We start from the raw sequence: 23,910 nt of genomic DNA on the forward strand, positions 1-23,910 counted from the left end.
ACAATGGGAATTTAGCGGTTCGCATTGGCGAACTAGCTGTCCTTAGTTAAGGACCCATAATTTCAAAACGCCGCATTATAGCCATGGTTTTCGCCAAGGTCGAGACTGATTGCTAGATAATCGCAGATATCGCGTAAATATTTGCTGCTACGCATACCTGTTTGGCGATTTTCACTACATTAAGCTCAAAGCTCCCGCTCAAAAAGCAGGTCTTTGTTGATATAACGCTCGCTTATAATTAGCGCACCCACACAAAATTAGACCAATGACTCTACAAAGCTAGGCAAGCGATAAGCAAACTTTTATACTTCGCCGAAAACGGATGCGGTAAAAATATTTAGGGATTAATGAAGAACCAAGGCTTTACCTTAATAGAACTGGTTGTAGTGATTATCGTGATCGGTATTCTTGCGGTTACTGCTGCACCTAAGCTACTAAATCTATCCAGTGATGCCCGAATAAAAACCATTGAACAAATCAGCGTTAGTGTAAAAGCCGCCAACGACCTCCTCACCCTTAAATCCTACATGCCAAGTTATGTGTCGCAACAGGTGCCTAATCGCGATGATTTAATCGACGTAGACATGGATGGAGATGGCACTTTTGATGTATTTAACCCCGATAGTCCTGACGTAAGACTAAAATGGCGATACCTTGATAATACCGACATTACTAAACGCATCGACATTGATGATGTTTTTGTTTTACAAGAGCAAGGCATTGCTTTCACTTATTTGGGTTACGACAGAAACGGAAATGGCCAAGTCACTGACGACAACTGCTATTTTCAATATACCCAAGCCAGCAACGCAACTACACCTCCGCAGTACGAGCTAGTTGACGACGGTTGCTAAAAAGCCCCTAAGGCGGAGCTTTTGCTAAATGCATTAACGACCGACTAAAGAAATGGGTAAGTAACGCCTACTTGAGCCAGAATCTCATCCATTACTCGCTGGGTGCCTAGGGTGTCTTGCCAAGTATTTAATTGGCTTTGCAACTTCCCCTGACGAATGCAACTCATCGCTTCACTTGCTTGATATTCAAAACCGCTGGCTAAGTACGGCAGTTCTAATAGCTCTGGGCACTTGTCGAACAAATGAAGCTCTACTTTGTTGCTATCCCAAAAATACGCTGGTACCACAATTTTGCCTTTATCACCGTAAATGCAAAAACTGTTTTCGGTATAACTTTGGAAAGAACAGGTGAATTGGCTAGCTGCACCACCATAGTTAAGGATAACGCTACAACGCTCGTCAACACCTGTGGGACCAACTAGGCCATCGGCTAAAACCTTACTAGGGTGTCTGCCCATCACAAACTGCGATAAAGCAACGTTATACACTCCGTAATCAAGTAGCACCCCGCCCGCTAAATCTACATTAAGTAAGCGATCACTTTCGTCTCTTGGGATTGGAAACGCAAAACTAGATTGCAGCAACTTAATGTCACCAATCATGTTTTGATTTAGCCAACGCTTTACCTGCTGCCATACTGGCAAATAGCGGCTCCACATAGCTTCCATTAAAAACACTTGGTGCTGTTCGGCCAACGTCATAAGTTGTTCAGCTTGCGCGGCATTCACCGTTAAGGGCTTTTCACACAGCACTGGCTTACCCGCTAAAATACAAGCCCGAATCGTTTCGTAATGAAAACGATGGGGGTTGGCAATATATACTGCATCAACCTTTAGGTCGGCGAGTAATTCGTCGTATCGTAAATAGCTAGTAGCGGCGCCAAAATCTTTAGCAAAGGCTTTGCCACGCTGCTCATTAGAGCTTGCCACCGCATACAGTTTGGCGTCTTCTATGGCGCTTAAGCCCTCGGCAAAACGCCGAGCAATACGGCCTGGAGCAATAATGCCCCAGTTAAAGGTTTTTCTTTGCATTATTGATTTAACCTTTTACCGCACCACTGGTGAGCCCAGAAATCATTTGCCTAGAGGCAAACAAGTAAAAGGTCACAATCGGTAAAATGGAAATGGTAGTTCCCAACATCACCGCGCCCCATGGAGTATTTGGCAAACCTTGAACGGTTCGCAGAGCAAGTGTTACCACATACTTATCTTGGCTAGACAAAATCACCAAAGGTCCTAGGAAGTTATTCCAAAAGAAAACAAATTGCACAATGGCAACGGTTCCCAATACTGGTTTCATCAACGGTAATGCAATGCGGAAATAAATTGACCACTCACCCGCCCCATCAATTCGCGCGGACTCTATTAACTCTCGAGGGATAGAACTCACCACATATTGGCGCACCAAAAATATCGCAAAAGGGGTAGCGGTAAACGGCAACCACAAGGCAACGTGAGTATTTAATAAACCCAAAAACTGCACAATCATGTAGTAAGGAATCAAACCTAAGATAGGCGGTACCATCATGGAGGCTACCATGGTTCCAAATATAAAGTTCTTCCCTCTAAACTTGTAGATTGCAAAGGCATAGCCGCCCATAGAACAAAATAAGATAGACACCACCGTCCCCAAGCCAGTGACATAAAAGCTATTTAACATTGAAGTCCAGAACGGCAAGGTATCAACCAAAGATTGATAGTTCTCAAACAGTGCATTGCCTAGCGCCAAGCTAAGCTCTGAGGAAAAAATCTCAGTTCGGGTACGAGTAGATAAAATACTCGACCATATAAACGGGAATATACTTAAAAAAGCACACAACACTAAAAAGACATAAAAACCAATAGTGCCCACTACCCCAAAGATTTGGGCGGCTAACTCTCCGCCTTTGGTTTGCTGCCTACGACGGCGAGGCATAGTAGAATTTGCGAATATATTCATGAATGGCTCCCTAATCCTTTACGGCCAAAGAATAAGAACTGCACCGCCGTTACCGCTGCAATGATTAAGAACAGTAACCACGACATTGCCGATGCCCAGCCCATGTCTAGCCATTCCCAAGCAACTTTATAGAGGAACATAGAAATCGTTAAGCCAGAGTTACCAATGCCACCGGTACCGTTAGTTAGAATGAACGGTTCTTCGAACATTTGTAGGCTACCGATAATGGTTAAAGTGACCCCAAAGAAGATAAATGGGCGCAAATGAGGCAAGGCGATATACCAGAAACGCTGGCGGAAGTTTGCACCATCTAGCAAAGCCGCTTCTTCCACTTCCTTTGAGATAGTCAATATGCCGGAAATATAGATTACTAAGTGAAAACCGGTGTATTTCCAAAATTGTAAAAAGGCAATGGCAGGTTTAATCAACAAACGATCTTCTAGCCAGCGCAAGGGCATTAAGTCGTTTAACCAGCCAAAGATGTAACCCAAACCAGGCGCGTTAGCTAGAGCTACCAAAGCCTTGTTAATTATCCCTACATTTGCAGAGTACATGTTCACAAAAATCAGGCTCACTGCAACGGTAGAGGTGATAAACGGTAAAAAGAAGGCAGAGGTCATAAAGTGGCGAAACTTGCTGCCAAGGTTCACCAGCAAATAAGCCATTGGAATTGCCACTAAGTGTTGGCTTATCCCAGAGGCTAATCCCAGCCAAATGGTGTTATATAGAGAACGGTAAAAGTCTTCGTCTTCTATAGAAAAAGTGTAGTTTTCGATGCCGACAAAGCGCATTGAATCTAAACCAGCAACCGGGTTCCATTGGTGAAACGACAAATACAAAGAAAAGGCGAAACCAAAAACCTGAAAAACCAAGAATAGAATGATGAACGGCATTAAAAAACCGTAAGGGGCGAACACTTGGCCTAACTTGGCAAACGAACGTTTGCGTGCAGACTTAGCCTTCTTATCGCCCTCTACCTCGGAAAGAGGTGCGGATGCGTGAGAACTGCTCATGTTACTTACTCATATTGTGGTGAACTGAGCGACGGCAGTCGCCCAGTAATTAGAAAGAAACGGTGAAGCTTACAAACTACGCATGCGGCGTTTTATTTGTTTCTCGGCATCAGCCAAGGCTTCTTTCACATCTTTGCCTTCTTCTACTACCGCTGGTAACGCTTGCTCTAAAATAATCGCGCGTGCGATGTTATCGGCTTTAGAAGGTTTAATTGGCTTAATGTTTTCAGCAATTTCTGTCCACAATAGGCGGGCTTTTTGGCCACCTAAGAAAGGCATTTCTTCTTGGAACATTGGCGCGTCGTAAGAACTTTTTAATGCAGGGAAAGCAGCATTGGTTTTAAATTCGTACAACACGATGTCGCGGTTTTTAGTTAAGTATTCAACTAATTTGTAGGCTTCTTCTTTGTTCTTGCTTTGCTCAGGGATCGCAAGGAAGGTCCCACCCCATGAACCGTAATTACCCGCAGGTAAACCACTTACGCCCCACTTACCGCCTGTATCAGGCGCGATCCAAGATTCTAGGAAACCCGCTAACCAAGCCCCCGAAAATTGAATGGCGAAATTGGCATTTTTCAAGCCTTCAAACCACTCAGAGCTCCAGTCACCAATACGCGCATCAAGGCCTTTTTCACGCGCCATTTTGGCGTAAGTAAAGGCTTTAACAAAACGTTCGTTAGTTACAATTGGGTTATCGTCTTTATCGAAGTAAATACTATTACCCGCTTCTACTTCGGTATTGATGATTGCTTGAGCGATAGAGCCAGCATGACCTACTAACGGAACACCTTTAGTTTTTAGCTCTTCGCCCCAAGCCATTAATGCGTCCCAATCTTTAGTAACGGCTTCAGGGTTGAAGCCTTTATCTTGCATGTGCTCACGGCGGTAATACATTACACCTGGGCCAACGTTTAGCGGCAATGCGTATTGCTCGCCATCAGCGCCTTTACCTTGTGCCCAAGCAAATGGAGCAAATTTGTTTTCATCCTGATCAGCGTTAAAAGCTTTGCTCATGTTGGCAAAGCCGCCTTGGTTAACAATGGCGCCAATCTTTTCTACATCGATACATACCACGTCGCCAGCACCATCGCCGGTAGCTAGAGCCGTGGTCAGTTTGTTGTGGTGGTCAACCCAGTTGTTAGACAGTACTTCAACTTTAATGCCTGGGTTGGCTTTGTAAAAATCGTCAATCTTTTCTACGGCGGTTTTATCGTGGTTTGGCCAACAATCATAACGAATGGTTGTTTCTGCCTGTGCCGCCACGGCTGTGCCTGCTATAACTAGCGCTAAACTAAGCTTTTTGAGTTCCATTATTCAAATCCTTATGGGCGTCACTCAAACTGCTCAATTAGCACAGTAGGAGTGAACAACTAGATTGTTTTAACGGATTCGCGCTCCATCAGTTGAACATCAACCTCAAGGGCTAAATCCAGTTCTTCCTGTGCAATCAAACTTAACGCGCGTTTCGCAGCTAAGTTGCCGATACTTGCAACAGGTATCCTCATTGAGCTCATTTTGGGTTTAAGGAATTCATTCAGTGGCACATCCTCAAAACCAATCACTGAGACATCTTCAGGTACCGACAACCCGGCATGATTAAGCGCTTGAATTCCGCCAATCGCCATTTCGTCGTTACCATAAAAGACGGCGCTAAAGTGATGTTTAGCCGCTAACAACTTCTCAGTTGCTAGCTTTCCGCCAGGGACTTGAAAGTTAGATTCCAATACCAACTCAGGACGATAAGGAATTGCGAATTCCTCTAAAGCCTTGCGGTAACCGGTTAATCTATCTCTCGCGTCTTGATTACTTAAAGGTCCGGTGATGGTGGCAATATCACTATGCCCGTTAGCAATCAGGTGCTTGGTAGCCTGGTAAGCTCCACTGGTGTCATCGAAGCGTATACACTGGCTGTCCAATTCTTCAATAAAGCGGGAAATCAATACTACTGGGCTTCCTGCTTGGTTAATCTTGATTATTTCTTCGTCCGATAAACAATCGGAATACACAATAATCGCGTCACATTGGCGCGAGACCATAAATTCCATGGCTGCACGCTCAGACTCATAAGTGCCATGCCCGCTAGTTACCATGCATTGATAACCAGCTTTGGTGAGAACTTCTTCTACCTCGCACATGATGCTGCCAAAAAAGAAACCGCCTAAAGAGCGCACCATTAAACCAACACTTTGCGAACGCCCTTTTGCCAAGGCTTGAGAGAAATAGTTGGGCGCAAAACCCAACTCATCCATGGCTTGATTAACTCGCTCTCGCAACTCTGGTTTCACGCCTGGGTAATCGTTTAATACCCGTGATACTGACGCACGAGATACCTTCGCCCTCGCGGCTACATCTTTAATGGTAACTTTCTTGTTATTCACAACGCTCTCCGTAAGCGGTTTCACAGCTAGCTCTAATAAGACCTTTATTTTCAGTCACTAGCAATTGCAGAACCAATTTCTATGGGTTTTGTCGTGAAAAATGTTAACGCTATCACTGTCGCTCTTCTACCACTTTGTTGCTGCCAAAGTGGTAACGCATATTTCGGTAGACACAAATGTCAGTAATATCTAAAGGCGTGCCTTTAGGAACTGCGCGATAATTAGTCGATATACGGTTTCCACCATGGATTGGAAGTACTCGATGCCAAGTATGGCCATGCAAAAAAATTAGGCTGCCTTTTTTGGGGCGCAAGACTAATTGCCCTGGTAACTCGCCCTCTGGGTCTCCAATCGGGATTTCGCCACGCAGATGAGAGCGAGGCACCACAACTACTTCACCACCTATGTCTTGGCGAATGTCCGAGGTGTAGATGAGGCGATTAATATTGAAACGCTTAGGGTCTTCCGGGTCGCAGTCTTGGTGCCAGGCCTGCCCTACCGTACCTTGCTTAGAAAACATCACCATGCAGTAAAGTGTTTGGCTGTCTTCGCCTAACACGGCTTTTGAAAGAGCTTTGAAGTAAGGGTGCTGATCAACCTCGTTAAACAACAAGCAACCTTCATTTTGCGGAAACCAAGGAATCACTTCAGTTTTGGCACGATCTAAAAATTCGTTGGTGTGCCAAAATTCTGGATCTACACCATAGTGCTCATTAATAGCATTGGTCATTTGATCCATTAGCTGCATTGAAAAGAAGTCTTCAATAAGTAAGTAGCCATCTCGCCAGAACTGATCACTAAGTGCCTTAAGATTCATTTCTTCTCCAGTTTACTTTATTCCCTTAACCCAGAATCCGATTAAAAAACACAAAATGAAACCGGTTCCTGAAACTGGTTTCAGAATATTGTTAATTATGAAAACAAACAAGTAATCTAAAAGAGAAATGAGATCTTGATCAGTAATAATTAACTTAGCCTTAACATTTATTGGAAGCTAGTTAAGGCAAAAAAAAGCCCGCAGTCTATGCGGGCAAACAAAGGCTATGCAATTGCTAATATAGCCAAGGAAGAGGAATGAAATAGATTCGACTAAGGCACCTCCTATTGTTGAATAAATTTGAACCAGTCAATGTTTCCTGGCGTGTTATAGTCACCACTTGCAGTAAATTCGATGGTAAGTAAGTGCTCACCTTGAGTTAGCGTTATTTCCTCAAGACTCACTACTTGGTAGGTTTCCCAACTCTTAGTTGCCGGAATGTTCACTTGTTCGATGAGTGTTTCGCCATTTAATAGCACTTTGAAAGAGCCGACTTTTTCCCACCATGCCACAGCCTAAAGTTAGCGGTATAAGTGCCTGTTTCGGCCACGCTAACCGAGTAATTCAACCACTCACCTTTGGCTGTCCAGCCAACTACGAAGCTTTCGGTCTCGGGATCTTTGCCAATATCAACAATTTCATTTTCACGGAAGCGGATGCCCCATTCGTTCGCACCGTGGTTTATGCCCGAACTATCTTTATAAGCTACACCCTCGCCTCCTTTATCGTACTCTTGTGCTTGAATACGACCAGGAATTGCAGCAGGTTTATCGTGAAATGGGCTTGATTTAACCACCTTGGCTATTTCTGGTTTAACGGCTGTAGCTGCCGTTATTGCAACACTGGCTTCAGTCCAACCACTCAATTGATCAAAGCTGCCATCTTCTTGGCGATAAATATACTTACCGTTGTCTAGGCGATTAAAGAACTGTTGCTTAATGTATGGATTAACTTGCACTCTGGCATCACCCCATATGCCATCTTTACAGGTTAAGCCAAGCTTAACAGCGCGGGGGTTTTTAATGTCGCAACTCCAGCCAGCAAATGACTCCCAATGCATGTTAATGTAAGACACTGCGCGAATTGATTGCTGATGACGTTCCAGAAAATCAAAGAACGGCTCATACCAATCTTGCCAAATTTGCTCGCCACTAACTTTTTGTAAGTTATTCACCGTGGTATCTGCATCGGGTTTGTACTCGCCACGTTCAATCCAATAGTATTTAGGGCTAGCTTCAGCAACAAAGATAGGTTTATCTTTTGCATTTAAGTAAGCGATGATGTTGTCCAAAGCTAAACTATTGCCTTGCTCGTCAACATCACTCAAGGAGCCAAAAGCACTCGGCAAACCACCAGCGGCATTTTTAGCTGTATCACTCAGGCAATCACGAGGTTGGGAAAAATATGAAAGCCCCAGCCAATCAACATGCTCATCGCCTGGGTACCAGGCGTCATAATCTAAGCCCTTAAAACTGTTCTGAGTTTCGGTAAACACCGAGTTGTCCATAGATGCACAATAGCCAGCAATTTGCCAAACAGTAGTAATATTTTGCGCGTCATTCTTGGCAATAGCAGCAGTGATAACCTTCCAAGCAGCTTTAAACTCTTCTGGGTGATAGTTATTCCAGTAACCATCAACTTCATAGCCAATTCTAAGCATAATGGGCCTGTTCAACCCTTTTAGATGTTTTACTAAACGGTCTACATTATTGACGCTACGTGGGTGCCCCTCTGCTAACTTCTTATAGGTGTTTTTTAACCACAAACCTATCGCCAATGTAGCGTTTGGGTAATCCTCAGCATAAGCAGGAATATCCAAAGACCCATGCGACTCAGGAAAAGCATTAAGCACACCGGTTAAGTCGGCCGAGGCGTAAGCGGTAACAGCAGCAGGCTGCACTCCTGTGTCAGCTACAAACTCATTAATAGTTTGTATGTCTTGGCCAATAAACATTAAGGTTTTACCCTGCGGAGGCAAAAACTGATGACGCTTGTACGATGTTACATCTAGATTAGGCTCAACCTTACTGGTTGCTCCGCACCCACCTAACAATGCCGCTAGAGAAACACCCAGTATTGCCGAGGTTGTTGTCCTTTTCTTCATATATCGCTCTTCCATAAAGTTCTCGTAATAACGCCTTTACTTTACCACTCGAACTAATTAAAACCGTGAACTCAAACACACAAATGAAACCGGTTTCAATTTCATGTTGCTTAAAAGTAAAATCAACGAACTATAAATAAAGGAGCGAGCTTTTGTGGCAGAAAGTAAGAAGGCAGTTGCTAATTTCAGATTGTCATTGTAAATTTAGTAATTATAAAACAGATACTTATAGTAAAAACACAGAATAATAACCACTCGACAATGCCATAGGTAGCAAACAAACAAGGTCATTTCGAGCAACACTCTAAAGCCGAACGCTTAGCCACTAGGCCTAAAATATCATCGCTCTACTATTCATTTGCACTCGCACCAAACACGACGTTAATATTTTGTTATTCAAGCTTTTAAAAATCATATTTGCTCGTGGTTGTTACAAGCAATTTGGAATAACGTGGTAATGAATAAGCCCCCACAACAAATCATTAACCATAAGCCACTGATTATATTGATTAAGATATCCAATAAAACACTGTAAAGGTGATGCATAATCTAATTAGCAAGCCAAAAACCGCCCTGCATCATATGTTAACGCTACCATTCAAAATCGCTTATTTTTGCCCTAACGCTCCGCAGCGTTAACAAAAATTTACTTTTGCTTATGAATTTTAAAAATCGAAATAGAACTGTGATCCACACATCATTGAAACCGGTATCATTGTGACGAAGCTCAAAATAAAACCGGTTTCAGATCCCTATAATCGAATCGTCTTTTGGCAAAACAGCGATGTTTAAGGAAGCCCAATGAAGACATACGGAAATATATTTAGGGAGTTAAATTAAAATGAAAATTAAAGCACTATCTGTTGCATGTTCAATGGCACTTGCAGCTAGCGCAGTTAGCACAACAGTTGCAGCTGAAGAAGGATTCGAATTCCACGGATACTTCCGCTCTGGCGCGCTATTTACTGGCTCAACTGGCGGCAACCAAGCACTTTACCCTGCATCTAAAGAAAGCTTAGGTCGCTTAGGTATTGAAAGTGATGACTTCTACGAGCTAGCCTTTAACAAAACGTGGGCCCTAGACAACGGTCAAAAAATTGCTATCAAAACGCGTTTAGGTCAGCACAACACTGGCGAAGATGCATTTGAAGCTCAGCAGAACTACTCGATTAACGGTTCAGCTACTGGTTTACTAGAGGGATTTGTAGAGTTTGAAGGCTTAACAAACACCGGCAAAATGTGGGGTGGTCAGCGCTACTACGGCCGTGATAACTACATCTTCATGACTGACTTTTTCTACACAGATTGGTCGGGCACGGGTTTAGGTGTTCAGCAAATGGAATTAGGCGGCGGAAAGTGGGATTTTGCTTACTTAGCAAGTAACCGCCCCGATGACAACGGCTATGGCAGCGACGAAAGCGCCCCACTTCACTTAGGTCACGCTCGTGCCGATTACGGCAACTGGCGCGTAGAGTTAGTGGGTAAATACATGGCTGACAACGTGTCTCGCAGTGATGACGGAAATGGCAATATTACTGTTTCTGAGTTTGCCACTAATGGTATTGAAGCGCATGTTCAATACACACCAAAAGACTTCTTCTGGTTGGGCAATGGTTTCTCAAAAATCTCTGTTCAAGCCGGTTCAGGCCTAGGTGCTAGTAGCATGCTTGGTAAGTCATTCACTAACTACAACGGCTATGCGCCAGGCAGCGCTGGTAAAGGCCCTGTTGGCATGGCTCACGTAGATAAAGGCGATAAATCTTACCGCGCTTTAGCTTATGGTGGCTGGTTTGGCAGCAGCGTTATGATCTTCCCGTCCGTACAAATGCAGTATGACGATTTAGATAATGGCAATAAGAGCTTATGGTGGTCAGCAATGGCTCGCCCGGTGTTCTTGATCAACTCTATCGACAATTTCACCATTGCTACTGAATTTGGTTACACAGAAACAGACGTAGAAGGCTCAGGCGGTAACACTTTGTTTGAATCTTCACAGTACAAAGCAACCATAGCTCCTACTTGGGTAATTGGTACTGGTACTGGCCCTGCTCCTGAGATCCGCTTGTTAGCAAGTTACATCGACGGAAAGACTAATGGCCAAGATAATACCAATGCAAATGGTGAGCAAAAAGGTGAGTTTGTTTACGGTGTTCAAGCGGACATGTGGTGGTAGAAACGAGCCCTTAGGAAGAAGTGATTGGAGTTAGTGTGGCACCAACTTCAAACACTCCGGTAAAACTTCGGGTGATGACGAAGCTTTACTAACCCTAATAGGCAAGGTGAAATATTTGTGGCGAATACTCACCTTGCCTACTTTACGCTAAGCCTTTGTGAATTAGCAATAACTTAGTCAACAAACAGCAACAAGATAAAACAAAAACAACAAATAAAGGTGAAGGCAATGATCTTTGCTTAGCAACAAGGAAGATATGATGAAAAAGTTACTAGTAATAACTATGGTTGCGTTAACAGCGGCCTGTAGTAGTAATAAGAGTATGATTATTGATTATGGTGCTGCTGACGCAAAAACTGTACAGAAAATAGATCCCAGCATTGGTTACCAAGCCTTAGAGCAAGCGCCTGTTTGTTGCTCTAACTTGTCACAGCTCAATTACCAAAAAATATCGGCGCCAGGTAAAGTTGACTTTACCCTTACTACTCAAGATCCCGCTTTTCAGTTCAGAACAGGTAAATCCTTTGTTAAAGCCATTGAATTACCAGAAGTAAATGGCCCCATTAAGGTTGCGGTATCTTCCCCCATTGTTACCAGTGTTTTTGCTCCTACCCTATTAGTACTCGACAAAAACTTCGACCCCATTGATGTTTACGGGGAAGAAACTATCAATTACGAGAACGGCTCGCTATTAAGTATTGACCGTTTTTTTGGCAATGTGGAATTACCCGCAGTGTTTCGAGATGGGAGACAAGCTAAGTACCTAGTGGTGCTTACAACAGACCAAGCGATGCAACAAACCACTAAACTCGACCCTCCCGATCCAAAAGCAGTGGAGTTAGGTAGAGAGGCCGATGTAGTAAAAATGTACAGTAACCAGCCAATTGCACACACAGCTACCGGTGTATTCCGCTTAGCCTTCGATTACGCACCAGGGGCAGTTAGCTCAGCGAATGACATGGTTGAACAGCAAAACTCTGCAGACGCATTAATTTCAGAGCCTGCAGCAGCCAGCACTGCAAGCGCTGTTGCGGTAAGTTCAGCAAAAACCAAGACCAGCCCTATACAACCAGAAACCGAAGCAATGTTTAATCAACTTATCGAAAATGCGGTAAAAGCCAGTGACTTTGATAAAGCGTTAAGCTTTGTGGAAGAAGCAGAGCGTGCAGGTTCAACCTCAGCCCGCGATGCCTTGGTTGAAGCAATGAAAAAGCATCACTAGCGATAACTTTAAACTTTACCTCAATAGAGAGCTACGGCTCTCTTTTGTATTTGAAGGTGTGTTAAGTCGAGCACACTACCAACACAAACATTCAGATTTTAATAAACGTAAAATACAAAGAACCTTACCTCTGTGGACAAGGCTTTAGATAATGGTCAGTGATGAGCCAAGCTTAACAGGCGAACTCCCAACACCAATACTCAAAATTCAATAAACGCAAAATACAAAAAAGCCCCGTCATTGCTGACGAGGCTTTATGTAGTGGTCGGTGATGAGAGATTCGAACTCCCGACCCTCTGGTCCCAAACCAGATGCGCTACCAAGCTGCGCTAATCACCGAAATTTGACTTGGTATGTTTACCAGACTCTCTGGTCCCGCTCTTTATGAGCTTCGCGACGATGCACTACCAAGTTGCGCTAATCACCGAAAACTAGTTGGTATTTTTTAAGCGTTACCTACGCTTACACCAATAATGGTGCGGAAGGAGAGACTTGAACTCTCACACCTTGCGATACTAGAACCTAAATCTAGCGCGTCTACCAATTCCGCCACTTCCGCAAAACTATTTTCGCAACATTGCTATGGCAATGTAGTCGAATAATGGGGTGAGTAATGGGATTTGAACCCACGACAACCGGACTCACAATCCGGGGCTCTACCAACTGAGCTATACCCACCACAAACTTTTATGCTACTAGAGCATGTATTTGGCGCACCCTGTAGGACTCGAACCTACTACCTACGGCTTAGAAGGCCGTTGCTCTATCCAGATGAGCTAAGGGCGCATCTTTAGCGTCAAATAACCCAGTGTAAACACTAGGCTTCAAAAATTTGGTCGGTGATGAGAGATTCGAACTCCCGACCCTCTGGTCCCAAACCAGATGCGCTACCAAGCTGCGCTAATCACCGATTGCTTTGATATTTTAGAAGGCTAAACCCTCTGGTCCCGCTCTTTATGAGCTTCGCGACGATGCGCTATCAAACTACGCTACTCACCGATTTGTTTAAAGCACTGATTGTGCCCTTCAACGGAGGCGAATACTACCCACTTGATTGGTCAGCGTCAAACAGTTTTTTACTGATATTTACCGATTGGTTACAGCATAGCCAAAATGGGTGAATTTCAACAATATCTAGCGCTATTTATCAGCAAACAAACGTCTTGTGCCAATCAACAAGCTTTGCACTTCCACATTTTTTACGTAGGCACTGTTTATTTAGATCATTGTTATTTATTAATCCAAATCAATAGTTAACTACGACTAAAGTAGTAGTCTCGTGCTGGTTATTTAAACACAGAATGTTTTTTACGATTGGAATGGAATCTCATGAGTGAAGTTGCGTTATCCATCTTAGTGCTATCAGCAGTGGCTGTTATAGGATTATGGTTTGGTGGAATAAAGGTTCGTGGTGTTGGCTTAGGTATAGGTGGTGTATTGTTTGGAGGCCTATTTGTTGGCCACTTCATCAAACAATTTGGCTGGCACCTTGATCCACACGCACTACACTTTATTAAAGAGTTTGGCCTTATCCTATTTGTTTATACCATTGGTATCCAAGTAGGTCCTGGTTTTTTTGCCTCCCTTAAAGCAAGCGGCTTACGACTAAACCTATTAGCTGTTGGCATAGTCGTATTGGGCGGCGTTACTGCTGTTGCACTTCATTTTATTTTCGACCTGCCTTTAAACGTATTTTTAGGCATATACAGCGGCGCGGTTACCAATACCCCCTCTCTAGCAGCAGGTCAGCAAATTCTGCAAGAACTTGGTATGGCTACCGAAGAAACCACCGTACTCGGTTTAGGTTATGCCATGGCCTACCCCTTTGGTATTTTGGGCATCTTGCTCACTATGTGGATCATCCGCCTTGCCTTTCGCGTTGATATCGAACAAGAAGCAGAAGACTTCGATAATGCCAAAGGTAAAAAGAAACAAAGCCTACTCGATATAAACGTTATTATTGAAAACCCCAACCTAAATGGCATTGCTTTCTCAGAGTTGAGTAAACTGATTGGCGAAGATGTGATTTGTTCGCGAGTAAAATCGGATGGCGAACTAAAAGTACCTGGTGCCGATATGCTGATGCACCTAGGCGACTACCTACACTTAGTTGGGCCCGACCGCAATAAACTAGAACAAGCCACCTTAATTATTGGCCAAGAGATTAATGAATCTCTTTCTACTAAGGGGACCTTGCTTCGCAGTGAACGGGTTGTAGTCACCGAAGAGCGGATTTTAGGTAAAAAACTCAGCGAGTTAGATTTAAAACATAGCTTTGACGTAATTATCTCGCGTCTAAACCGTGCCGGTGTTGAGCTGGTTGCTAACAAAGACACCATTTTACAGTTTGGCGATATTCTTAATATCGTAGGCCCTAGCCAAGACATTGAAAAAGTAGCCAAAAGCTTAGGCAACGTGCGTAGCAAGTTACAGCATGTACAAATGCTGCCTATTTTCATTGGTATTGGCTTAGGTGTTTTACTGGGTTCTTTGCCTTTAGCAATTCCAAGCTTGCCGGCTCCTCTTAAGCTTGGCTTAGCTGGAGGGCCACTTATTGTGGCAATTATTCTTGCGAGAATTGGCAGTATTGGCCGCCTTTACTGGTTTATGCCACCAAGCGCTAACTTAGCACTTAGAGAGATAGGGATTGTGCTATTTTTGGCGGTTGTAGGTATTAACTCGGGTGCTAACTTCATTGAAACTTTAGTTGAGGGCGATGGCCTTAGCTGGATGTTCTATGGCGCTTTTATAACCCTTATTCCCCTGCTTATTATCGGCTTTATTGGGCGTTACGTTCTAAAAGTAAATTATTTAAGCCTATGTGGTTTGATGGCAGGTTCGATGACCGATCCACCAGCGCTGGCATTTGCTAACTCTATTCACAGTACCAGCGGTGCCTCGGCCTTAGCCTATGCTACGGTGTACCCTTTGGTAATGTGTTTAAGGATTTTATCACCACAAGTAATCGCTGTATTACTCTGGGTTGCTGCTTAGTTATATAAAGGCCTGTGCAAGCAGGCTTTTTCTTTATCCGCCTTATAAATTCCCCCGTTTCGCTCAACTTCTTTTTAAAACCATCCTTTTTGCTAAAAAAAAGATCTGACATTTATTCGCCTATCATGCCAAAATAGCGCCCTCTAGCATGGTCAATCACTCGTTAAAGAAGAATCAATGTCTGCACAAATAATTGATGGAAAAAAAATCGCTCAACAAGTTCAAGATCAAGTTGCTGAGCGTGTTAAGCAAAGAGTCGCTGAAGGGAAACGTGCTCCAGGTTTAGCCGTGATTTTGGTAGGCGACAACCCAGCCTCTCAAGTGTATGTAGGCAGCAAACGCCGTGTATGTGAAGCCGTTGGCTTTATTTCTAAGTCTATCGACTTAGATGACAACACTGATGAGCAAACGCTATTAGCCGAAATTGACAAACTTAACGATGACCCACTAATCGACGGAATCTTAGTGCAATTGCCTTTACCCGAAGGTATCGATGAAACCAAAGTGGTAGAGCGTATTCGCCCCGATAAAGACGTAGATGGCTTTCATCCTTATAACATAGGTCGATTAGCTCAACGTATTCCAGCACTGCGCCCATGTACTCCTAAAGGCATTATTACCCTTATTGAATCAACCGGTGTCAGCCCTTACGGTCTAGAAGCCGTTGTTGTGGGTGCCTCAAATATTGTTGGCCGACCAATGACCTTAGAGTTATTGCTAGCTGGCTGCACTACCACCACATGTCACCGTTTTACTAAAGACCTAGAAGCGCATGTGCGTCGCGCCGATTTAGTGGTTGTTGCAGTAGGCAAACCACAATTTATTCCTGGTGAATGGATTAAACCCGGAGCAATGGTGATCGATGTAGGTATTAACCGCTTAGACAACGGCAAACTAGCTGGTGATGTTGAATATGAAGTTGCTCGTCAAAATGCCGCGTTTATTACGCCAGTACCTGGTGGAGTTGGCCCAATGACAGTGGCAACACTTATTCAAAACACCTTAGAAGCCTGTGAAGAGTTCCACGACAAATAGTCGGTTGGGCGAATACTCAGATCAAGTATTCGCCATTTTCACTGCAACTTAATCAAAAGTAAGCTAATTTTAACAAAGGGACTAGATTAGGATTACTTATGCTCCACCGTTACTTATTATTGCTGTGTTTAACCTTACCTTTTGCCGCTCGTGCAGAAAACATTAGCTTTGTAACGGAAAACCTGCGCCCTTTTAACTATGTAGAAGATGCTCACCTAACCGGTATTTCTGTAGAACTACTGCGTTTAGTGTGGCAAGAGATGGGCGAAGATCCTCAGCCTATTAAAGTGCAAACCTGGGAAAAAGCCTACTACTTGCTACAGCATCGCCCCAATATGGCATTGTTTCTTACCATGCGTAGCCCCCGTAGAGAACACATGTTTCACTGGGCCTGCCCCATAACTACCTCCAATATTAAACTCATCGCTTTAAAGTCACGCGCTATCAAAATTGACCAAATTGGGCCAAATTCAAAACTTCTATTTGGCGCTATGAAGGCCGGCGTTGGCGAACAACTCTTGCTCTATAAAGGCGTTGAGTTTGAGCAGATATCACTTACCGAAGACTTAGAAAAAGCCTTACGCATGTTAAAGCGCGAGCGTGTTGATGTTATTGCTTCTGAACCCGAGGTTGTTGAGCAAACCGCTAAAGCCTTAGGATTTGAAAGTGAACTATTTGAATCTGTTCATCAACTGGGTAAGTTAGAGGGTTGTTATGCATTTAGCCAAGGGACTGACCCAGATTATTTGCAACGCTTTAGAGCCGCACTAAACAAAGTAACCTCTGGCGAGCAATATCAAAGCTTATTAAAGAAATACAAGATGTAAAAAAGGCAGCCTAGGCTGCCTTTTTGTTATCCGTAAACCTTGCTTAGGCTTTACGCCAAGTTGTGCCTGCTGCACCGTCTTCCAACACAATACCCATTTCGGTTAAGCGATTACGTGCAATGTCTGCTGCAGCCCAATCTTTATCAGCTCGCGCTTGATTACGCGCAGCAATCAAAGCCTCAATCTCAGCCACTTCACTATCGTGCTCACCTTGCAAAAAGGTTTCTACATCTTGAGTCAAAATGCCAAGCACCGCGCTCAGTTCTATCAACAAGCTAGCATACTGGCCAGCTAACATTGCATTGCTTTCTTTAACCCGGTTAATTTCTTTTGCTAACTCGAATAAAACAGGCAAGGCTTCTGGCGTATTAAAATCGTCATCCATCGCAGCCTTAAACGGTTCACGATAAGCAGCTGCTACTTGTTCGTCTACAGCTACCAGCTCAATACCACGCAAGGCAGTATACAAACGCTCAAGTGCCGAGCGAGATTGCTTTAGGTTGTCTTCAGAGTAATTTAACTGGCTGCGGTAATGGCCAGACAACAAGAAGTAACGCACCGTTTCAGGATCATACACTTCTAACACATCCTTGATGGTGAAGAAGTTACCTAAAGACTTAGACATTTTCTCTTTGTTTACCTGAACCATGCCAGAATGCATCCAGTAGTTCACGTAATTGGTCTTATGAGCGCAGCAAGATTGAGCAATTTCGTTTTCATGGTGTGGAAAGGCTAAATCTGAACCGCCACCGTGAATATCAAATACATCCCCTAAGTGCTTCATATTCATTGCTGAACATTCAATGTGCCAGCCAGGGCGGCCTTTACCCCATGGAGAATCCCACATAGGCTCACCAGGTTTGGCACTTTTCCACAATACAAAATCTAGAGGATTACGCTTGTCCTCTTCTACTTCTACCCGCGCGCCTGCTTGTAGCATTTCTAAGTTTTGTAAGCTCAGCTTGCCGTAATCAGCGAAGGTGCTCACTTCAAACAGTACATCGCCGCTATCGGCAACATAGGCATGGCCATTAGCAATCAGCTTTTCTATCACCTCAATGATTTCTGGCATATGCGTTGTTACCCGAGGCTCAATATCTGGGCGCAGCATATTCAGTGCATCAAAGTCAGCATGCATTGCTTTAGTAAAACGCTCGGTTAAGGCATCGCAGCTTTCGCCGTTTTCAGCTGCACGTTTAATGATTTTGTCGTCTACGTCGGTAATATTGCGAACAAAATTAAGCTCGTACCCCGACCAACGTAAGTAGCGAGCAACCGTATCAAAAGCGACAAACGTACGCGCGTGGCCAATGTGACAGTAGTCGTAAATGGTAACTCCACAAACATACATACCCACTTTCCCTTCGACTAAGGGCTTAAACGCTTGTTTCTTGCGGGTTAAAGTATTGTATATCTGTAACATCTAATTGGTTTCCTGTTCCATTTACTGACTATTGCTAAGGTTGGCTATTCTAACACTGCGCTTGAGGAAAAACAGCCGAATTAAGCGCTGTGACTAGTCAGTAGACATGGGAAAGTTTAGAATCGGTGCACTTACCAAAAAAGGGTGAAACAATGGTTACTTTACATACAAATTTTGGCGACATCGTGGTTAAACTAAACACCGCTGAAGCGCCTGAAACAGCTGCTAACTTCCTTGCTTATGCAAAAGACGGTTTTTACAACGACACTATCTTCCACCGCGTAATCGATGGCTTTATGGTTCAAGGCGGTGGCTTTGCATCTGGCATGGAAGAGAAAGAAACCAAAGCGCCAATTAAAAACGAGGCGAACAACGGTTTATCTAACAAAACTGGCACCTTGGCAATGGCTCGCACCATGGATCCTCACTCAGCTTCTGCCCAGTTTTTCATTAACGTGAATGACAACACCTTCCTAGACTTTAAAGCAGAGACCACCGAAGGCTGGGGTTACTGCGTGTTTGGTGAAGTGGTTGAAGGCATGGATGTAGTCAACAAAATCAAAGGCGTAGATACTGGTAACTTTGGTTATGTTCACTCAGACGTGCCTTTAGAAGAAGTACTAATCACTTCTGTAAGTGTTGCGGAATAAGCTTACGTGCACACCTATTTCATTTCAGATTTACATCTAAGTGAAGATCGGCCTGACATTATTCAGGCCTTTCTCGACTTTTTGCAGCAACAAGCCCCTAAGGCCGAAGCCCTCTACATTTTGGGCGATTTATTCGAGTTTTGGATTGGTGATGACGATAAAACACCGGTGGCCAAGCAAGTAGAGCAAGCGTTAAAAGCTTTATCTGACAAAGGTGTGCCAAGTTACTTTATTCATGGCAACCGAGACTTTATGGTAGGCAAGGCTTACGCAAAACGCTGCGGCATGACCTTGCTTGAAGAAGAAAAATTGGTAGATCTTTACGGTCATAAAGTCTTAATTTTGCATGGCGATACCTTATGCACTGACGATGTAGGTTATCAAGAATACCGCGAGGTGACTCAAAAGCTTTGGCTTAGGCGCTTATTCTTATTGCTGCCTCTATTTGTTCGGCAAAAAATTGCCAACAAAATCCGCAGTAAAAGTAAACAAGCCAACACCAGCAAATCGCTTGGCATTATGGATGTTAACCAACAAGCCGTTGAACAACGCTTTGAATGTCAGGCTATCGACTACATGATCCACGGTCATACCCACCGACCTGATATCCACTCTATTCAGCAAACCAATAATACAATCAAGTATCGTGTAGTACTTGGAGATTGGTACCAACAAATGAGTGTATTAAAAATTGATCAAAACGGCTTAGAACTTAGCGCGAAAGGTCAGCTACAGAAGCTTGAGCTTGGTCAATAATTTAAACATTAAGTACTAGCACTTTGCTTAGGTAAATTGTTAATAAACCAAGCCAAGCACTTGAATACTCTACTCTTACCCAGATTCTCAGCAGAATCGTTTAATTAATAAACTACTTGACGATTTCATAGACATCGCGCATAACTTAATCATTAATGTTGCATTAATGTTAATTTTAGCGAGGACGCGCCTATGTTATTTAGTCATGTTTGGGGACTAGCTTCACATACAAAAGAAGAATGGCAAGACATTGACAAGCACCACGAAGGGATCGGAGCGAGCTTGTCGCACTTATTACTTATGGCACTTATTCCTGCCATTTGTGGTTACTTTTCTACCGTACACATTGGTTGGAAGGTGGGAGCAAACAGCTTTTCATTAACCAGCGACAGTGCCATTTTCATGTCTGTGGCTATGTACGCAGCCATGGTTACCGTAGTGTTGTGCTTAGCTTATGCAGCGCTTTGGATGGCAAAAACGTTTAACACCGATACCACCTACCAGCAAACCCTAGAGCTATCTGCTTACGTAGCCACGCCAATTTATATGGTGGGTTTCGCCGCGCTTTATCCAGAACCTTGGTTTGTTATGGTTGCCGGCTTAGTTGGCGTTACTTACGCCGTATATTTGCTGTACACGGGTGTGCCTATCATTATGCACATCCCAGAAGAGCGAGGCTTCATCTTTGCCAGTAGTCTAGTCACTGTAGGCTTGGTGATGTTGGTGACCGTGCTCATCTCAACTGTTATTTTATGGTCTAGCGGCGCAGGCCCCATCTTTGCGAACTGACGCAAGGCCAAAAAAAAGCTCGCAACTAAGCGAGCTTTTTTATTGGCTAAAGGGCTATTTTAAACGCCTTCTCTTTGCCGCTTGGCTTTGCGTGCGAGAGCGGTGTTTACGCACCGACTTTCTAATACGCTGGGTACTGCGAACACGATCTTCCACCTTGATAATCGTATTCTCTTCTTTATTTAGCTGTACCAACTTACGCAAGTAGTTTACCTGATCTAAGGGCATTTCTTGCCAGCCGCTGCGTGGTAAACCTTTAGGTAAAGGAATAAGCCCATAACGAACCCGAATCAAACGGCTCACTTGCATGCCTTGAGATTCCCACATTCTGCGCACTTCGCGATTACGACCCTCGCTTAGTGTCACGGAGTACCACTGATTAATACCCTCGCCGCCTTGGCGCTTAACCGTGGTAAATGCTGCTCGGCCATCTTCTAATTCAACACCGGTGCGCAAGTTACGAATGACTTCGTCATCTACATCACCAAATACCCGTACTGCGTATTCGCGCTCAACTTCGAAACTTGGATGCATTAAACGATTGGCCAACTCGCCATCGGTAGTAAATAACAATAAACCAGAGGTATTGATATCTAATCGACCTACCGCAATCCAGCGACCATGTTGCAAGCGTGGTAAACGGTCAAATACGGTTTCTCGCCCTTCTGGGTCATTACGAGAACAGATTTCACCTTCCGACTTATGGTAAGCCAATACACGACAAATGGTGTCTTCGACTTTTTGAATATCGATGATGCGGCCATCCACCCTTACTTCAACCCCTTCTTCGATGCGATCACCTAAAGTGGCAATACTCCCATCTACGCTTACTCTCCCTGCGTCAATTACAGCTTCCATCTCACGACGTGAGCCTAAACCGCTGCGGGCCAGGACTTTTTGAAGTTTTTCACTCATATTTCTTATCCGGGTGGTAAAGTGCGCTAAGTCTGAAAGTCTTGCGGCAGTTTTTCAAGTAAAGATTGATCTAATTCTGGCAAATCGGCCAGATCTTTCAAACCAAAGTAATCTAAGAAGCTTGTTGTAGTTGCAAATAAGGTAGGACGGCCGGGAATTTCTTTATGTCCGACGCTGCGGATCCAATTGCGCTCTCTCAATACACTTATGATATGGCTGCTCACTGCCACTCCCCTAATCGCTTCGATCTCACCGCGAGTAATTGGCTGGCGATAAGCAATTAAAGTGAGTGTTTCTAACATTGCTCGGCTAAATTTCGGGGCTTTTTCAGCCCATAAGTTGGCTAATTGTGGCGCATATTCTTGGCGCGCTCTAAATTGAAACCCGGATGCGGTTTCGGCCAACTCAATACCCGAATCTTGATAACGCAAAGACAACTCTTCAAGCACCATATTCACTTGTGCTTTAGCTAATCCTACATCTGCCAACACCGTGGCTTGCAGCTCTTTAACGCTGAGCGGTCTGCCAGCAACAAACAAAGCGGCTTCAACTAACTTAACTAAATTGGGTTTAGCCATGCTCAGAGATCTCCGCATCAACTAATAATACTTGAATAGGCTGCAGAGGCTGACTTTGCACACACTTGATATAACCTTCTTTGACTAACTCAAGTATTGCCAAAAAACTTACCACTAAACCGCTACGACCTTCAGATAAGGAAAACAACTGACTAAATTCGACAAACTGGTGTTGTTGTAACTTGGCCAATATATCGCTCATCCTTTGCCGAGTAGACAGTTTTTCACGCTTAATTTCATGATGTTCAAAGTTAGCCACTCGCTGGGCAATACCCCGCATAGCTTGAATTAACTCATCCATCGTCACTTCTGGGTAAATAACGTTAATTGGCATATCTTGAGGGCGGTCAATGATAGCTGTGTAAGTATCTCGTTGCTGTCTTGGTAAACTATCTACTTTTTCGGTAGCGTCTTTATATAATTCATACTCTTGAAGACGCCGAATAAGCTCAGCCCTTGGGTCTTCCTCAACTTGTTCGTGCTCTTGTACTGGTAATAAGCTGCGCGATTTAATTTCGGTTAACAGCGCTGCCATTACCAAATACTCAGCCGCGAGCTCTAATTTGAGCATTCGCATTGCTTCAATATATTCCATATATTGCTGGGTGATGGCTAATACTGGTAAGTGTTCAATATCCAACTTCTGTTTACGGATTAAATACAATAATAAATCCAATGGCCCCTCAAACTGCTCCAGAATCACTTCCATGGCATCCGGCGGAATAAACAAATCCTCCGGCATGTCTAGCCAAGGCTCACCATTTACGCTGGCTAGGGTTAATTGCTGAGTAGGAGAAGCCTGTTCAGACATTATTCAAATGGGCTCGTATCACCGGAGCCACTGCGCAATATCTCTGGCTCATCTTCTGAAAGATCAATAACAGTAGTAGGCTGCTCGCCTAAATAGCCACCGTTAACAATTAAATCTACTTGGTGTTCCAATAGGTCGCGTATTTGTTCCGGATCAGATTCGGTGTAGTCATTGCCCGGCAAAATTAAGCTCGATGACATTAGTGGCTCACCAAGAGCTTCCAGCATCGCCAATGCAATTTTGTTGTCGGGAACTCGAATACCTATGGTTTTACGTTTAGGGTTGAGTAAGCGACGTGGCACTTCCTTGGTACCTTTAAAAATAAAGGTATATGGTCCTGGGGTATTGTTGCGTAACAAGCGATAAGCTTGGTTACCCACTCGCGCGTATTCCGAGAGCTCAGATAAATCGCGACACATTAAAGTAAAATGGTGGTTTTTATCTAACTGACGAATACGGCAAATGCGCTCTAATGCGGCTTTATCACCAATATGGCAACCAATGGCATAACCTGAATCGGTTGGGTAGATCACCACCCCGCCCTGTTGAATATGATTAGCCGCTTGGTTCATCAAGCGTTGTTGAGGGTTGTCGGGGTGTACATAGAAAAACTGACTCATAACTGTCCCTGCG

At 43.9% G+C, this 23,910-nt stretch carries 23 protein-coding genes and 5 tRNA genes; 10 read left to right on the forward strand and 18 right to left on the reverse strand.

The window, feature by feature from the left end:
* Nucleotides 1-347: 347 nt before the first annotated feature.
* Nucleotides 348-854, forward strand: a complete 507-nt coding sequence (locus ACYFDN_RS06520; protein ID WP_016400665.1) for a prepilin-type N-terminal cleavage/methylation domain-containing protein — start codon at nt 348-350, stop codon at nt 852-854.
* Between the two features lie 44 nt (nt 855-898).
* Here the strand turns inward: ACYFDN_RS06520 and ACYFDN_RS06525 are convergent, their stop codons facing one another.
* From ACYFDN_RS06525 to ACYFDN_RS06560, 8 genes are all read right to left on the reverse strand, one after another.
* The gene (locus tag ACYFDN_RS06525) at nt 899-1,885 is read right to left on the reverse strand and encodes a Gfo/Idh/MocA family protein (RefSeq protein WP_483510448.1); all 987 of its coding nucleotides are present in this window, start codon (nt 1,883-1,885) and stop codon (nt 899-901) included.
* Between the two features lie 7 nt (nt 1,886-1,892).
* Nucleotides 1,893-2,792, reverse strand: a complete 900-nt coding sequence (locus ACYFDN_RS06530) for a carbohydrate ABC transporter permease (protein ID WP_483510449.1) — start codon at nt 2,790-2,792, stop codon at nt 1,893-1,895.
* On the reverse strand, nt 2,789-3,805 hold the full coding sequence (locus tag ACYFDN_RS06535) for a carbohydrate ABC transporter permease (RefSeq protein WP_483510450.1): 1,017 nt from the start codon (nt 3,803-3,805) through the stop codon (nt 2,789-2,791). The genes ACYFDN_RS06530 and ACYFDN_RS06535 overlap by 4 nt, the downstream gene beginning before the upstream one ends.
* 69 nt (nt 3,806-3,874) lie before the next feature.
* Nucleotides 3,875-5,116 carry an ABC transporter substrate-binding protein gene (locus ACYFDN_RS06540; protein WP_483510452.1) on the reverse strand — a complete coding sequence of 414 codons (1,242 nt, stop codon included), beginning with the start codon at nt 5,114-5,116 and terminating at the stop codon, nt 3,875-3,877.
* 59 nt (nt 5,117-5,175) lie between these two features.
* Nucleotides 5,176-6,183: a LacI family DNA-binding transcriptional regulator gene (locus tag ACYFDN_RS06545; RefSeq protein WP_016400670.1), complete on the reverse strand. Its 1,008-nt coding sequence runs from the start codon at nt 6,181-6,183 to the stop codon at nt 5,176-5,178.
* 112 nt (nt 6,184-6,295) lie between these two features.
* Nucleotides 6,296-7,000 (reverse strand): phytanoyl-CoA dioxygenase family protein, encoded by a 705-nt coding sequence (locus tag ACYFDN_RS06550; RefSeq protein WP_483510454.1) that lies wholly within the window; start codon nt 6,998-7,000, stop codon nt 6,296-6,298.
* Between the two features lie 284 nt (nt 7,001-7,284).
* Entirely contained in the window at nt 7,285-7,479 is a 195-nt protein-coding gene (locus ACYFDN_RS06555; protein ID WP_483510456.1) for a carbohydrate-binding protein, read from the reverse strand.
* Complete coding sequence (locus tag ACYFDN_RS06560) at nt 7,470-9,104, reverse strand: hypothetical protein (protein ID WP_483510457.1); 1,635 nt, start codon at nt 9,102-9,104, stop codon at nt 7,470-7,472. Before ACYFDN_RS06560 ends, ACYFDN_RS06555 begins: the two co-directional genes overlap by 10 nt.
* Before the next feature lie 841 nt (nt 9,105-9,945).
* On the opposite strand from ACYFDN_RS06560, the gene ACYFDN_RS06565 reads away from it, so the two are divergent.
* Together ACYFDN_RS06565 and ACYFDN_RS06570 are read left to right on the forward strand one after the other, a co-directional pair.
* Nucleotides 9,946-11,277, forward strand: a complete 1,332-nt coding sequence (locus ACYFDN_RS06565; protein ID WP_016400674.1) for a carbohydrate porin — start codon at nt 9,946-9,948, stop codon at nt 11,275-11,277.
* Nucleotides 11,278-11,536: 259 nt separating this feature from the next.
* A complete protein-coding gene (locus ACYFDN_RS06570) occupies nt 11,537-12,499 on the forward strand; it encodes a MalM family protein (protein ID WP_483510459.1) in 963 nt (320 codons plus the stop codon).
* A 262-nt stretch (nt 12,500-12,761) separates the two neighbouring features.
* Here ACYFDN_RS06570 and ACYFDN_RS06575 read toward each other — a convergent pair.
* The 5 genes from ACYFDN_RS06575 to ACYFDN_RS06595 form a co-directional block, all read right to left on the reverse strand.
* Nucleotides 12,762-12,838: transfer RNA gene (locus ACYFDN_RS06575), tRNA-Pro, on the reverse strand.
* 135 nt (nt 12,839-12,973) lie between these two features.
* A tRNA-Leu gene (locus tag ACYFDN_RS06580) sits at nt 12,974-13,058 on the reverse strand.
* A gap of 43 nt (nt 13,059-13,101) precedes the next feature.
* Nucleotides 13,102-13,177 (reverse strand) — tRNA-His (locus tag ACYFDN_RS06585).
* 31 nt (nt 13,178-13,208) lie between these two features.
* Nucleotides 13,209-13,285 (reverse strand) — tRNA-Arg (locus tag ACYFDN_RS06590).
* Nucleotides 13,286-13,332: 47 nt separating this feature from the next.
* A tRNA-Pro gene (locus ACYFDN_RS06595) sits at nt 13,333-13,409 on the reverse strand.
* A 46-nt stretch (nt 13,410-13,455) separates the two neighbouring features.
* Here ACYFDN_RS06595 and ACYFDN_RS06600 point away from each other — a divergent pair.
* The 4 genes from ACYFDN_RS06600 to ACYFDN_RS06615 all read left to right on the forward strand — a co-directional run bounded on the left by ACYFDN_RS06600 (nt 13,456) and on the right by ACYFDN_RS06615 (nt 17,355).
* Nucleotides 13,456-13,620: a hypothetical protein gene (locus ACYFDN_RS06600; RefSeq protein WP_472590625.1), complete on the forward strand. Its 165-nt coding sequence runs from the start codon at nt 13,456-13,458 to the stop codon at nt 13,618-13,620.
* Between the two features lie 208 nt (nt 13,621-13,828).
* Nucleotides 13,829-15,493, forward strand: a complete 1,665-nt coding sequence (locus ACYFDN_RS06605; protein WP_338621653.1) for a putative transporter — start codon at nt 13,829-13,831, stop codon at nt 15,491-15,493.
* Between the two features lie 177 nt (nt 15,494-15,670).
* Complete coding sequence (folD, locus tag ACYFDN_RS06610) at nt 15,671-16,528, forward strand: bifunctional methylenetetrahydrofolate dehydrogenase/methenyltetrahydrofolate cyclohydrolase FolD (protein WP_016400678.1); 858 nt, start codon at nt 15,671-15,673, stop codon at nt 16,526-16,528.
* Nucleotides 16,529-16,626: 98 nt separating this feature from the next.
* On the forward strand, nt 16,627-17,355 hold the full coding sequence (locus ACYFDN_RS06615; protein ID WP_483510460.1) for a substrate-binding periplasmic protein: 729 nt from the start codon (nt 16,627-16,629) through the stop codon (nt 17,353-17,355).
* Between the two features lie 43 nt (nt 17,356-17,398).
* Here the strand turns inward: ACYFDN_RS06615 and cysS are convergent, their stop codons facing one another.
* The gene (gene cysS, locus ACYFDN_RS06620; RefSeq protein WP_483510462.1) at nt 17,399-18,778 is read right to left on the reverse strand and encodes a cysteine--tRNA ligase; all 1,380 of its coding nucleotides are present in this window, start codon (nt 18,776-18,778) and stop codon (nt 17,399-17,401) included.
* A gap of 152 nt (nt 18,779-18,930) precedes the next feature.
* On the opposite strand from cysS, the gene ACYFDN_RS06625 reads away from it, so the two are divergent.
* The 3 genes from ACYFDN_RS06625 to ACYFDN_RS06635 all read left to right on the forward strand — a co-directional run bounded on the left by ACYFDN_RS06625 (nt 18,931) and on the right by ACYFDN_RS06635 (nt 20,973).
* Nucleotides 18,931-19,428 (forward strand): peptidylprolyl isomerase, encoded by a 498-nt coding sequence (locus ACYFDN_RS06625; protein ID WP_152786009.1) that lies wholly within the window; start codon nt 18,931-18,933, stop codon nt 19,426-19,428.
* 6 nt (nt 19,429-19,434) lie between these two features.
* Nucleotides 19,435-20,184 carry a UDP-2,3-diacylglucosamine diphosphatase gene (locus ACYFDN_RS06630; protein ID WP_221076722.1) on the forward strand — a complete coding sequence of 250 codons (750 nt, stop codon included), beginning with the start codon at nt 19,435-19,437 and terminating at the stop codon, nt 20,182-20,184.
* A 192-nt stretch (nt 20,185-20,376) separates the two neighbouring features.
* Nucleotides 20,377-20,973, forward strand: a complete 597-nt coding sequence (locus tag ACYFDN_RS06635) for a Yip1 family protein (protein ID WP_016400683.1) — start codon at nt 20,377-20,379, stop codon at nt 20,971-20,973.
* Between the two features lie 54 nt (nt 20,974-21,027).
* Here ACYFDN_RS06635 and rluB read toward each other — a convergent pair whose 3' ends face one another.
* The 4 genes from rluB to ACYFDN_RS06655 are packed head-to-tail and all read right to left on the reverse strand — an operon-like array spanning nt 21,028 to nt 23,897.
* Nucleotides 21,028-21,888, reverse strand: a complete 861-nt coding sequence (gene rluB / locus ACYFDN_RS06640; protein ID WP_040306893.1) for a 23S rRNA pseudouridine(2605) synthase RluB — start codon at nt 21,886-21,888, stop codon at nt 21,028-21,030.
* A gap of 26 nt (nt 21,889-21,914) precedes the next feature.
* Complete coding sequence (scpB, locus tag ACYFDN_RS06645) at nt 21,915-22,466, reverse strand: SMC-Scp complex subunit ScpB (protein ID WP_016400685.1); 552 nt, start codon at nt 22,464-22,466, stop codon at nt 21,915-21,917.
* Nucleotides 22,459-23,277, reverse strand: coding sequence for a segregation and condensation protein A (locus ACYFDN_RS06650; RefSeq protein WP_483510463.1), 819 nt, complete (start codon nt 23,275-23,277; stop codon nt 22,459-22,461). Before ACYFDN_RS06650 ends, scpB begins: the two co-directional genes overlap by 8 nt.
* A complete protein-coding gene (locus ACYFDN_RS06655) occupies nt 23,277-23,897 on the reverse strand; it encodes an L-threonylcarbamoyladenylate synthase (RefSeq protein WP_016400687.1) in 621 nt (206 codons plus the stop codon). The genes ACYFDN_RS06650 and ACYFDN_RS06655 overlap by 1 nt, the downstream gene beginning before the upstream one ends.
* Nucleotides 23,898-23,910: the final 13 nt, after the last annotated feature.

This window comes from Agarivorans sp. D1326 (assembly GCF_056958115.1).

Coding starts and splice junctions, on each gene's coding strand:
- ACYFDN_RS06520 (WP_016400665.1), top strand. CDS start 348: ATGAAGAACCAAGGCTTTACCTTAATAGAACTGGTTGTAGTGATTATC.
- ACYFDN_RS06525 (WP_483510448.1), bottom strand. CDS start 1,885: ATGCAAAGAAAAACCTTTAACTGGGGCATTATTGCTCCAGGCCGTATT.
- ACYFDN_RS06530 (WP_483510449.1), bottom strand. CDS start 2,792: ATGAATATATTCGCAAATTCTACTATGCCTCGCCGTCGTAGGCAGCAA.
- ACYFDN_RS06535 (WP_483510450.1), bottom strand. CDS start 3,805: ATGAGCAGTTCTCACGCATCCGCACCTCTTTCCGAGGTAGAGGGCGAT.
- ACYFDN_RS06540 (WP_483510452.1), bottom strand. CDS start 5,116: ATGGAACTCAAAAAGCTTAGTTTAGCGCTAGTTATAGCAGGCACAGCC.
- ACYFDN_RS06550 (WP_483510454.1), bottom strand. CDS start 7,000: ATGAATCTTAAGGCACTTAGTGATCAGTTCTGGCGAGATGGCTACTTA.
- ACYFDN_RS06560 (WP_483510457.1), bottom strand. CDS start 9,104: ATGAAGAAAAGGACAACAACCTCGGCAATACTGGGTGTTTCTCTAGCG.
- ACYFDN_RS06565 (WP_016400674.1), top strand. CDS start 9,946: ATGAAAATTAAAGCACTATCTGTTGCATGTTCAATGGCACTTGCAGCT.
- ACYFDN_RS06570 (WP_483510459.1), top strand. CDS start 11,537: ATGAAAAAGTTACTAGTAATAACTATGGTTGCGTTAACAGCGGCCTGT.
- ACYFDN_RS06600 (WP_472590625.1), top strand. CDS start 13,456: ATGAGCTTCGCGACGATGCGCTATCAAACTACGCTACTCACCGATTTG.
- ACYFDN_RS06605 (WP_338621653.1), top strand. CDS start 13,829: ATGAGTGAAGTTGCGTTATCCATCTTAGTGCTATCAGCAGTGGCTGTT.
- folD (WP_016400678.1), top strand. CDS start 15,671: ATGTCTGCACAAATAATTGATGGAAAAAAAATCGCTCAACAAGTTCAA.
- ACYFDN_RS06615 (WP_483510460.1), top strand. CDS start 16,627: ATGCTCCACCGTTACTTATTATTGCTGTGTTTAACCTTACCTTTTGCC.
- cysS (WP_483510462.1), bottom strand. CDS start 18,778: ATGTTACAGATATACAATACTTTAACCCGCAAGAAACAAGCGTTTAAG.
- ACYFDN_RS06625 (WP_152786009.1), top strand. CDS start 18,931: ATGGTTACTTTACATACAAATTTTGGCGACATCGTGGTTAAACTAAAC.
- ACYFDN_RS06635 (WP_016400683.1), top strand. CDS start 20,377: ATGTTATTTAGTCATGTTTGGGGACTAGCTTCACATACAAAAGAAGAA.
- rluB (WP_040306893.1), bottom strand. CDS start 21,888: ATGAGTGAAAAACTTCAAAAAGTCCTGGCCCGCAGCGGTTTAGGCTCA.
- scpB (WP_016400685.1), bottom strand. CDS start 22,466: ATGGCTAAACCCAATTTAGTTAAGTTAGTTGAAGCCGCTTTGTTTGTT.
- ACYFDN_RS06650 (WP_483510463.1), bottom strand. CDS start 23,277: ATGTCTGAACAGGCTTCTCCTACTCAGCAATTAACCCTAGCCAGCGTA.
- ACYFDN_RS06655 (WP_016400687.1), bottom strand. CDS start 23,897: ATGAGTCAGTTTTTCTATGTACACCCCGACAACCCTCAACAACGCTTG.